We start from the raw sequence: 9879 nt of genomic DNA, 5'->3' as shown, positions 1-9879 counted from the left end.
GCCCGGTTACATTCCGAACCCGGAAGCTAAGCCTCATAGCGCCGATGGTACTGCAGGGGGGACCCTGTGGGAGAGTAGGACGCCGCCGAACAATCTTTAGTCAGAAAGCCCCGCCGGGTAACCGGCGGGGCTTTCTGCATTTCCGGGCCAGCTCCTAATGACTCGACACGGGCGTTCGGGGTCGTGTTACCTTCCCGCCATGTCCAAGAGTGAGATCGACAAGGTGACCGCCGAGTTCTTCGGGTCCTTCGACAACCGGGGTGGCAAGACCGCCGATGTGGGGCGGATTCGCCGGCTGATGCTGCCGGGTGGGGTGATCGTCAAGACCGGTGGAGGGCTGACGGCCTACACCGTGGAGGAGTTCATAGAGCCTCGTGAGCGACTCCTGGCCGATGGTCGGCTGACGGAGTTCAACGAGTGGGAGACCTCGGAGCGGACCGACATCGCCGGGGACATCGCGTGCCGGTTCGGTGAGTACTGCAAGTCCGGGCTCCTGGACGGTGAGCCGTTCGAGGGGGGCGGGACGAAGACGATCCAGTTCGTCCGTACCGATGAGGGCTGGCGGATCGCGGCGTTCTCCTGGTACGACCAGCCCTGACCGAAGAACTGGTGTCGGGCTCTTCATGGCGGGAGATGGCTGGCGGGTCTCGGCCTCATCTGAGCGCCGGCATCCTGAAGCGGCCGGGCACCCCTACGGGTGTCCGGCCGTTCGCGTCGGTCCGTCACTGGGCGGACTGGGTCACCCCGCCGACCGGGACGACGGTCAGATTGAAGTTGTCCGCCTCGAGCGGGCGGTCGATGGAGGTGCTGTCGTTGGCGCACTCGAGGTCGACGCCGCCCGCTGAGGACGAGCCGCCCGCGACCGTCAGTGCCTGGCTGGTGAACTGGACTCCTGGGACCGAGTCGAAGGCGTCCGAGCGCCGCACGCCGTCGATGGTCAGCCTGCAGTGCCCGAAGTAGGTCGAGTCGGAATGGTTGAAGAGGTCGACGTTCGCGGTGGCCACGTAGGAACCGGCCGGCAGGTCGATGTGGGCGAGGGTGGTCCAGCCGGCCGGGAGCTGGATGGGGTCGGAGCCGGTCGGGTTGCTGCGGAGCTCCCGGTAGGCCCCGTACGCGGTGCCCGCGGGAGTGGCCGCGGGACCGCCTTGACTCCAGCTCAGCGGTGCCTCGCCGCCGTGGCATTGCTGGCTCGGACTGTCGATGACCCGGACCAGGCCGGTGGACTTCTGGTAGCAGCCGTGGATCTCACCGGAGCTGTCCGGGATCGAGGCCCAGCTGATCCCGGCGGCGGTGGCGGTCAGAGCGGTGGCGGTCAGTAGGACGACCCCGCGTCGGCCGATTCGAAGAGGCATGTCTGCCTCACTTTCTCCCCCTGGGTCGCTGGTGAGGCGCGGATGTGCGCATCGGCCGCAAAACTAGACTCCGGCGGTGAGCGAAACGCTGCAGGACGCGGCCCACCGGCCCACGTTCACGAGATCGTGTGACGAGCTCCAAGGGGGGCCGCCGGGCGCCGGGATCAGAGGCGGCCGGCGGCCTTGAGGGCGAGGTAGGTGTCGGCCAGGGCCGGGGGGAGGGCGGCCGGCGGGGCGTCCAGGACGGTGATGCCGCGGCGGGTGAGGCGGCCGGCGGTACGAGTCCGGTCGGCGCGGGTCTGTTCGGCGGCCGCGGCGCCGTAGATGTCCTGGACGGTGCCGCGGGTGGCGGCGAGCTCGTCCAGGCGGGGGTCGGCGACCGAGGCCAGTACGACCTCGTGGCGCTTGGTGAGGAGCGGGAGCTGGGGGAGCAGCCCCTCCTCGATCGGGCCGGCGTCCAGTCCGGTGAGCAGCACGATCAGGGATCGGTGCGGGGCCAGCCGGAGGGTGGCCGAGGTGAGGGCGCGCAGGTCGGTCTGGACCAGGGCGGGCTCGAGGGTGGCCATCGCGTTGGTGAAGGCGGGCAGCACCTCGGAGGCGGACCGGCCGAGGACGGTGCGGCGGACGTGCAGGTCGTGGGCGAGCAGGTCGACCCGGTCGCCTGCCTTGGTGGCGAGGGCCGCCAGCAGCAGGGCGGCGTCCAGGGCGGCGTCGAGCCTGGGGGCGTCGCCGACTCGGCCGGCCGAGGTGCGGCCGGTGTCGAGGACGATCAGCACGTGCCGGTCGCGTTCGGGGCGCCAGGTGCGGACGGCGACGGTGTTGCGGCGGGCGCTGGCGCGCCAGTCGATGGAGCGGACGTCGTCGCCGGGCAGGTACTCGCGCAGGGAGTCGAACTCGGTGCCCTGACCACGGCTCAGCAGTGAGGTGCGGCCGTCCAGTTCGCGCAGTCTGGCCAGTCGGGACGGCAGGTGCTTGCGGCTGGCGAACGGGGGCAACGCCCGTACGGTCCAGGGGACTTGGTGGGAGCCCTGACGGGCGGCCAGGCCGAGCGGGCCGAGCGAGCGGACGGTGACCCGGTGGGAGTGCTGGTCGCCCCGGCGGGTGGGGGCGAGCCGGGTGGTGAGTCGGCGGCGKTCGCCGGCCGGGACGGTCAGGGTGTGCCGGGAGCCGGGAACGGCGGTGCCGGGGGCCCAGGCGGACGGGGCCCAGGCGTCGCGGAGTCGGGCCCGAAGGGGGCGCCGGGACGGGTTGGTGACGGACAGTTCGACGTCCGCCGGGTCGCCGAGCCGGACCGTGGTGTCGCCGCCCCGTTCGAACCGCAGGCTGCGGACCGGGGCGGCGAGCACGAGATCGGCCAGCACGGCGAGCAGGAGCGGGAGGCCGACCGCGCCGATCCCGGCCCAGGAGGGCAGCAGGAGGCCCACGACCAGCGCGCCGAGCGCGGCGATGAGGGCGGTTCGGCCGGTCAGGGCCATCGGGGTTGCTCCTAGGGAAGGGTGACGGAAGGTCAGCGCGGGGCCGGGGTCTGGGCCAGCACGGCCTGGATGACCGAGTCGGCGGTGACGCCTTCCATCTCGGCCTCGGCGCGGAGCTGGACCCGGTGCCGCAGGGTGGGCAGGGCGAGTGCCTTGACGTCGTCGGGGGTGACGTAGTCGCGGCCCGCCAGCCAGGCCCAGGCGCGGGAGGTGCCGAGCAGGGCGGTGGCGCCACGCGGGGAGACGCCGATGGAGAGCGACGGGGACTGCCGGGTGGCCCGGCAGAGGTCGACGATGTAGGCGAGCACCTCGGGGGAGACGGTGAGCTTGGCGATCTCGGCGCGGGCGGCGGCCAGGTCGGCCGGTCCGGCCACCGGGCGGACCCCGGCGGCGGCCAGGTCGCGCGGGTCGAAGCCGGCGGCGTGCCGGGCGAGCACCTGGAACTCCTGCTCGCGGGTCGGCAGCGGGAGGATCAACTTGACCAGGAAGCGGTCGAGTTGGGCCTCGGGGAGCGGGTAGGTGCCCTCGTACTCGACCGGGTTCTGGGTGGCCGCGACCAGGAACGGCTCGGGCAGCATGCGGGGCTCGCCGTCGACGGTGACCTGGTGCTCCTCCATCGCCTCCAGCAGCGAGGCCTGGGTCTTCGGAGGGGTGCGGTTGATCTCGTCGGCGAGCAGCAGGTTGGTGAAGACGGGGCCGGGCTGGAAGGAGAACTCGGCGGTCCTGGCGTCGTAGACCAGCGAGCCCGTGACGTCACCGGGCATCAGGTCGGGGGTGAACTGGATGCGCTTGGTCTCCAGGCTGAGCGCCGTGGAGAGGGTGCGCACCAGCAGGGTCTTGGCGACTCCGGGGACGCCTTCGAGCAGTACGTGGCCGCCGCAGAGCAGGGCCACCACCAGGCCGGTGACGGCGGCGTCCTGGCCGACCACGGCCTTGGCGATCTCGGTCCGCAGCGCGGTGAGCGCGGCCCTGGCGTCGGAGGCGGGGGCGTCCGAAACCAGAGCGTCGGTCTTGGTGAGGGGAGTGGGGGCGGCCTGCTCGGTCACGGCTGTCGTACCTGCCTTTCCAGGGCATCGAGTTGGTCGGTCAGCCGCAGCAGCGCGGCGTCGTCGGTGGGTGCGGCGCCGTAGAGCAGCGCGTGCAGGTCGGTGGCGGGCTGCTGGACGCGGTCGGCGACGGCGGCGCACAGGGCGGTCGGCTCGGGTTCGCCGGTGCTGAGCGGGATGCCCAGGGTGGCGGCGAGCCGGTGCCGGGCGGCCCGGCGCAGGGCGTCGGCGGCGCGGCCGCGGGCATTCGCCCGGTGGTAGAGCCGGGCCCGGCCCTCGGTGGTCTCGGCCGCGCGGACCACGACGGGCAGTTCCTCGGTGACCACCGGGCCCAGCCGGCGGCCCCGCCAGAGGGCGGTGAGCAGGGCGGCGATGGCGAGTTGGAGGGCGGCCCAGTTCCAGCCGGCCGGAATGAAGTCGGTCAGGCTCTTGGGCTGCTCGTCGGCCTGCATGTTGCTGAAGTCCGGGAGGTACCAGACCAGTTGACGGCGGGAGCCGAGCAGGCCGAGGGCGAGCGAGGCGTTGCCCTGCTCGTCCAGCCGGTCGTTGGTGAGGGCCCGGGCGCTGCCGAGCACGACGACCTCGCGGGAGCCGGGGTCGGTGTGCCGGACCAGCGCGGGGTGGCCGCTGACGGCGTAACAGCCGACGTCGCCGGGGCCCGGCCGGTAGAGCAGACCGCCGAGTTCGGCCCGCCCGGCCCGGGTGGCTTCGGGGAGCGCGCAGCCGGGGTCCACGGCGGTCGGGTCCTCGTACAGCGGGTTGCCGGCGGGGTCGGTGGCCAGGGCGATGTCGGGGGTGATGGCGGCGAGCGCGTTGCGGTCCGGGCCGATCAGCACCAGGCGGCTGTCGCTGCCCCGGTGCTGACGCCCGAGAAGGACGAGCTGACGGGACGTCATCGGGGCGGTGAACGGGACGACCACGGTGGTGCCGGGTTCGGCGAGGGCGGCGGTGAGCTCGTCCTCGGTGGCGACCGTACGGGTGGTCAGGCCGCGTTCCTCCAGCAGGTGGAGGGCGGCCCTGGTGCCGTGCGGGTCGGTGTCGCGCGGGTCCAGCGGCGGGTACTCGCGGTGGCCGCCCAGGCCGGAGATCAGCAGCGCGACCAGCAGGACGAAGACCGCGGCGGCCAGGAACCACCTGCTGCGGCGCCAGAGTTGGGCCCAGCCGGGGAAGACGTCGACCGGGGTGGAGGTGGTCATCCGGCGGCTCCGGTCAGGGTCGGCCGGGCAGCGCCTACCGCCCGGTCGAGTTCCAGCAGCGAGTGGTACGCCGCCTGGTCGGCGGCGTGCTCGCCGTAGACCACGTCGTCGAAGGTCCGGGCGGCCCGGCGGAGCGCGTCGGCGTGCTCGGGCAGTACCCGGCCGGCCTCGGCGGCGGCCTCGTCGGCGGTCCGCCCTGGGCGGACGTCCAGCAGCGTGCGCTCCTCCAACCCCCGGATCAGGGCGCGCAGTTGCTCGCGTACGGCGTCGTCCCATGCGCCGGCGGCGGCGTGTGCCGCAGCGGCGGCGCGGTGGTCCGCGGCGGTGGCGGGGCCGGTGCTGTCAAACAGGGTGGCGGCGGTCCTGGCGGCCCGGCGCGGGCGGCCGAACCGCCACCACAGGGCGGCCGCCAGCAGGCCGGCGATCAGCAGGAAGAGGACGGTGGCGGTCAGTCCGCCGCTGGGCAGGCCGACCGCGCCGAACGCCCGGTCGAGCTGCTCGAAGATCCAGTCCTTGACGCGCTCGAGCAGGCTCGGGTCGTGCCGGTGGTAGGCCGGGTTGAGCAGCTCGGCGCGGGCGGCGTCCCGGGCCGGGTCGCGCTCGACGGTGACCGGAGCTCCGTCGAGCGGGACCCATTCCCCCCAGTTGGGCATCCGGTCAGGTCCCCTGCGGCCCGTACTGGGCGGGGATGCCGGCGGCCCGGGTGAGCTCGATGTCCAGGCCCTCGCGGCGGATCCGGCGGTCGACGTAGAGCAGCACGTTGACGGCGGCCAGCACGGGGACGGTGAGGGTGGAGGCCAGGATCGCGCCGATCGAGATGACCAGGATCATCCCGGGCGGTCCGGCGGCGCTCAGTCCGGCGAACGGGTTGTCGTCGCCGCCCATGCTCCCGGCACCGAAGATGGCGCCCACGATGGTGAACGGGGTCATCACGATCATGGTGAAGACAATGGCCAGCACCTGGATCAGCAGCGTGATCAGGAAGGTTCGCCACCAGGCACCGTTGACGAGCCGTCGGGAGCGGGACAGCGCGGTGAACACGCCCTGCTTCTCCAGCATCAGGGCGGGCGCGGCCAGGCAGAGCTGGATGTAGATCCAGGTTGCCGCCGCGAACCCGGGCAGCAGGAGGGAGCCCGCCAGGATCACGGCACCGGGGGTGGGATCACCTGCTGCGGCAACGATGATCACCGGCAGCAGGGAGACCGCCAGGACGACCGCCAAGATCAGCCCGGTGATCAGGCTCAGCCCGGTCACCTTGAGCAGCTGCGGCCTGGCGGCGGCCCAGGCGGTGCCGAGCGACACCGGCTGACCGAGGATCGCCTTGCTGACCACCATGGTGAGCAGCGCGGTGGCCACGATGCCGAGCAGCGGGGCGACCAGGTAGGCGATGGCCAGCATGACCAGCGGGCCGACCGCGTCCGGCTGCTCGTACTGCCACCACTGAGCGACGGCCATCAGGCTCTGTTCGAGCGCGGCGACGCCCAGGCTGAGGCCGAGCGTGGTGCGCCAGTACGTGCGGACGGTGGTGAACGCACCGTCCAGGATCTCGCCGACGCCGAGCGGCCGGAGCGGGATCACGCCGGGCTTGGGGCTGGGCGGCGGTCCCCAGCCGGGCTGACCCCAGCCCGGCTGCGGTCCACCGGCCTGCGGTCCGGCCTGGCCGTAGGGCGACTGCCCGTAAGCTGCGTCGTACGGGCCTGGGCCCGGAGCGGGGGGCACTGCTGCCGACGGGCCGACGTCCTCTCGGGGCGGCTCGGGCGAGCTGGGCGAGGCCCAGCCCGGAGTGTCGGTCATCACGGCTCCCTGGCGGAATCGGTACTCTGTGCCGCCCATCGTGCCATGGTGGGGTTGGGTGATCGCAGGTCGGTCCTGGCGTACATCGTGGACGCCCGGCGGCCGGGACGAGAGCCGTGAACTTTGCTACTAAATGACCGACTTGGCGTGCCAAGGCGCGCCGGAATGGCACGGCTGTGCGGCAGGTCACAATCCGGTAATGAGAGGATGGACCCATGAAGGGACGCGTCCTTGTCGTCGATGACGACACCGCACTGGCCGAGATGTTGGGCATCGTGTTGCGTGGTGAGGGTTTTGAACCGTTTTTCGTCGCGGATGGGGACAAGGCACTAGCCGCGTTCCGGGAGACCAAGCCTGACCTGGTCCTCCTCGACCTGATGCTGCCGGGGCGGGACGGTATCGACGTCTGCCGGCAGATCAGGTCCGAGTCCGGCGTGCCCATCGTGATGCTGACGGCGAAGACCGACACCGTCGACATCGTGGTGGGCCTGGAGTCCGGTGCCGACGACTATGTCGTCAAGCCGTTCAAGCCCAAGGAGCTGGTGGCCCGGGTTCGCGCCCGGCTGCGCCGGGCCGAGGAGCCGACTCCGGAGCAGCTGACGATCGGCGATCTGGTGATCGACGTGGCGGGCCACTCGGTGAAGCGGGACGGGCGGGGCATCCCGCTGACCCCGCTCGAGTTCGACCTGCTGGTCGCGCTGGCCCGCAAGCCCTGGCAGGTGTTCACCCGCGAGGTGCTGCTGGAGCAGGTTTGGGGCTACCGGCACGCCGCCGACACCCGGCTGGTCAACGTGCACGTCCAGCGGCTCCGCTCGAAGATCGAGAAGGACCCGGAGCGTCCCGAGATCGTCGTGACGGTCCGTGGCGTCGGGTACAAGGCCGGACCCAGCTGACGTGACTCACCAGACTGACGACTCCCCGTCGGGCACCGCCGCCGACGGGGAGTCCGCCGTGCGCGGGGACGTGCTGAGCTCGACCACCGAGGGCCACCGGCCCCCGCGTGGTCTGCGGGCACTGCTCGCGTCGGTGGGCCGTCAGTTCCGGCGTCCGGTCCACCGGGTGCTGGCGCTCTACCGGCGGTCGATCCAGGTCCGGGTGGTGGCGGCGACCCTGCTGCTGTCACTCGCCGTGGTGCTGGTGCTCGGCGTGGTGGTGGTGGCCCAGGTACGGACCGGGCTGCTGGACGCCAAGAAGCACGCGGCCCAGGGCCAGGCCAAGGGCGGCTTCCAGATCGAGCAGGAGAAGATCAACGACGCGATCAACCTGCAGGCCAAGGTCGGGGCGAACAACGACCCGACCCGCGAGGCCAGCAGCACCTGGCTGATCAAGCAGGTCTCCGACCTGGCCAGCGGCGGCACCGGGGTCTACTCGGTGATCGCCCTGGTGCCGGGGACCGGACAGGTGGAGAGCGCCCCCAGCGCCGGCCTGCGCGGCGCGTACTACTCGGGTGACATCCTGCCCAGTTCGATCTCCCCCGAGCTGCAGGCACGGGTCGCGGCGGAGCCGTCGGTCTCGCACGAGCAGACCACGATGATCAAGCGTGACAGTGCGCCCTACGAGGAGCCAGGGCTGGTCATCGGCAAGCACTTCTCCGGGCCGGACAACAACAGCTACCAGCTCTACTACGTCTTCTCGTTCGGTCAGGAGAGCAAGACCCTCGACCTGGTCACCGGCACCCTGGCGACCGCCGGGCTGTTCGTCGTGATGCTGCTCGGCGGCATCGCCTGGCTGGTGGTCCGTCAGGTGGTGACCCCGGTGCGGATGGCCGCCGGGATCTCCGAGCGGCTCGCCGCCGGGCACCTGGAGGAGCGGATGAAGGTCACCGGGACCGACGACATCGCCCGCCTCGGCGAATCGTTCAACCGGATGGCCAACGCGCTGCAGGCGCAGATCCGGCAGCTGGAGGAGCTCTCCCGGGTGCAGCGGCGGTTCGTCTCGGACGTCTCGCACGAGCTGCGCACCCCGCTGACCACGGTGCGGATGGCGGCCGACCTGATCTACGACAGCCGGGACGACCTGGACCCGATGGCGGCCCGTTCGGCCGAGCTGTTGCAGGGTCAGCTCGACCGGTTCGAGTCGCTGCTGGCCGACCTGCTGGAGATCAGCCGGTTCGACGCGGGCGCGGCGATCCTGGACGCCGAGCCGGTGGACCTGCGGGAGGTGGTCGGCCGGGTGGTCGAGGCGGCCGACCCACTGGCCCAGGCCAAGGGCAGTGCGGTGATCATCCGTGGTGGCGAGGAGCCGGTGGTCGCCGAGGTGGACTCCCGGCGGATCGAGCGCATCCTGCGCAACCTGGTGGTCAACGCGCTGGAGCACGGCGAGGGCCGGGACGTGGTGATCCGGCTCGGTTCGGCCGGGGGCGCGGTCGCGGTCGGTGTCCGGGACTACGGCATCGGGCTCAAGCCCGGCGAGGCGTCCCGGGTGTTCCACCGGTTCTGGCGGGCCGACCCGTCCCGGGTGCGGACCACCGGCGGTACCGGCCTCGGGCTGTCGATCGCGGTCGAGGACGCCCATCTGCACGCCGGCTGGCTGCAGGCCTGGGGCGAGCCCGGCGGCGGCTCGCACTTCCGGCTCACCCTGCCGCGTACCCGGGGCGGCGAGATCAGCCGGGCCCCGTTCCGGCTGGAGCCGGAGGACTCCCGGCACAACCGTGGCCTCAACTCCACGGGCGCGCCGTACCGGCGGGCCCGCCCGGCCGGGGCCACCGCGCTCACCGTGTCGGGGGAGCCCGGCGGCGAGGTGCCGGAGACACCGGAGACGCCCACCAGTGGCTTCGGCAGTGGGCTCGGCGGTGTGCTGAGCATCGGCCCGGGGCTCGGCAAGGCGCCGACCGCACCGGTCTCCGACCCCTCGGACGTCCGGGCCGCGGCGGCGGGGTACGGTGCGACCGGTGCACAGGTGGTGGTGGACCGCTCCGCGGTCCGGCCGCCCGCTGCGCCGAAGGCGTCCGGTGACGACGCCGACCAGAGCGAGACGGAGGGGGCCGAGCGTGCCGAGGACGGACAGGACTGACCGA

9 protein-coding genes and 1 rRNA gene are annotated in these 9879 nt (G+C 72.5%); 4 read left to right on the top strand and 6 right to left on the bottom strand.

All coding sequences use genetic code 11. The features are described from left to right. Together rrf and ACXJMZ_RS23735 are read left to right on the top strand one after the other, a co-directional pair. Positions 1–91: ribosomal RNA gene (rrf, locus tag ACXJMZ_RS23740) — 5S ribosomal RNA — on the top strand; the annotation flags it as partial. 108 nt (positions 92–199) lie between these two features. After that, the gene (locus tag ACXJMZ_RS23735; protein WP_457032064.1) at positions 200–598 is read left to right on the top strand and encodes a DUF4440 domain-containing protein; all 399 of its coding nucleotides are present in this window, start codon (positions 200–202) and stop codon (positions 596–598) included. A 124-nt stretch (positions 599–722) separates the two neighbouring features. Here ACXJMZ_RS23735 and ACXJMZ_RS23730 read toward each other — a convergent pair whose 3' ends face one another. The 6 genes from ACXJMZ_RS23730 to ACXJMZ_RS23705 all read right to left on the bottom strand — a co-directional run bounded on the left by ACXJMZ_RS23730 (position 723) and on the right by ACXJMZ_RS23705 (position 6863). Beyond that, positions 723–1352 (bottom strand): hypothetical protein, encoded by a 630-nt coding sequence (locus ACXJMZ_RS23730; RefSeq protein WP_457032063.1) that lies wholly within the window; start codon positions 1350–1352, stop codon positions 723–725. A 164-nt stretch (positions 1353–1516) separates the two neighbouring features. Beyond that, positions 1517–2827, bottom strand: coding sequence for a DUF58 domain-containing protein (locus ACXJMZ_RS23725; protein WP_457032062.1), 1311 nt, complete (start codon positions 2825–2827; stop codon positions 1517–1519). Positions 2828–2859: 32 nt separating this feature from the next. Further along, positions 2860–3828, bottom strand: a complete 969-nt coding sequence (locus ACXJMZ_RS23720; RefSeq protein ID WP_457032069.1) for an AAA family ATPase — start codon at positions 3826–3828, stop codon at positions 2860–2862. Positions 3829–3869: 41 nt separating this feature from the next. After that, on the bottom strand, positions 3870–5069 hold the full coding sequence (locus ACXJMZ_RS23715) for a DUF4350 domain-containing protein (RefSeq protein WP_457032061.1): 1200 nt from the start codon (positions 5067–5069) through the stop codon (positions 3870–3872). Next, positions 5066–5722 carry a DUF4129 domain-containing protein gene (locus ACXJMZ_RS23710; protein ID WP_457032060.1) on the bottom strand — a complete coding sequence of 219 codons (657 nt, stop codon included), beginning with the start codon at positions 5720–5722 and terminating at the stop codon, positions 5066–5068. The genes ACXJMZ_RS23715 and ACXJMZ_RS23710 overlap by 4 nt, the downstream gene beginning before the upstream one ends. A gap of 4 nt (positions 5723–5726) precedes the next feature. After that, on the bottom strand, positions 5727–6863 hold the full coding sequence (locus tag ACXJMZ_RS23705) for a hypothetical protein (RefSeq protein ID WP_457032059.1): 1137 nt from the start codon (positions 6861–6863) through the stop codon (positions 5727–5729). 215 nt (positions 6864–7078) lie between these two features. On the opposite strand from ACXJMZ_RS23705, the gene mtrA reads away from it, so the two are divergent. Both mtrA and mtrB read left to right on the top strand, forming a co-directional pair. Further along, a complete protein-coding gene (gene mtrA / locus ACXJMZ_RS23700) occupies positions 7079–7756 on the top strand; it encodes an MtrAB system response regulator MtrA (RefSeq protein WP_057236786.1) in 678 nt (225 codons plus the stop codon). 70 nt (positions 7757–7826) lie between these two features. Then, positions 7827–9875 carry an MtrAB system histidine kinase MtrB gene (gene mtrB, locus ACXJMZ_RS23695; RefSeq protein WP_457032068.1) on the top strand — a complete coding sequence of 683 codons (2049 nt, stop codon included), beginning with the start codon at positions 7827–7829 and terminating at the stop codon, positions 9873–9875. The last annotated feature ends 4 nt before the right edge of the window (positions 9876–9879 follow it).

This window comes from Kitasatospora sp. P5_F3 (assembly GCF_054049135.1).
The sequence above is the reverse complement of the archived record's forward strand: the minus strand, read 5'-3'. Positions and strand labels throughout refer to the sequence as shown.

Coding starts and splice junctions, on each gene's coding strand:
- ACXJMZ_RS23735 (WP_457032064.1), top strand. CDS start 200: ATGTCCAAGAGTGAGATCGACAAGGTGACCGCCGAGTTCTTCGGGTCC.
- ACXJMZ_RS23730 (WP_457032063.1), bottom strand. CDS start 1,352: ATGCCTCTTCGAATCGGCCGACGCGGGGTCGTCCTACTGACCGCCACC.
- ACXJMZ_RS23715 (WP_457032061.1), bottom strand. CDS start 5,069: ATGACCACCTCCACCCCGGTCGACGTCTTCCCCGGCTGGGCCCAACTC.
- ACXJMZ_RS23710 (WP_457032060.1), bottom strand. CDS start 5,722: ATGCCCAACTGGGGGGAATGGGTCCCGCTCGACGGAGCTCCGGTCACC.
- ACXJMZ_RS23705 (WP_457032059.1), bottom strand. CDS start 6,863: ATGACCGACACTCCGGGCTGGGCCTCGCCCAGCTCGCCCGAGCCGCCC.
- mtrA (WP_057236786.1), top strand. CDS start 7,079: ATGAAGGGACGCGTCCTTGTCGTCGATGACGACACCGCACTGGCCGAG.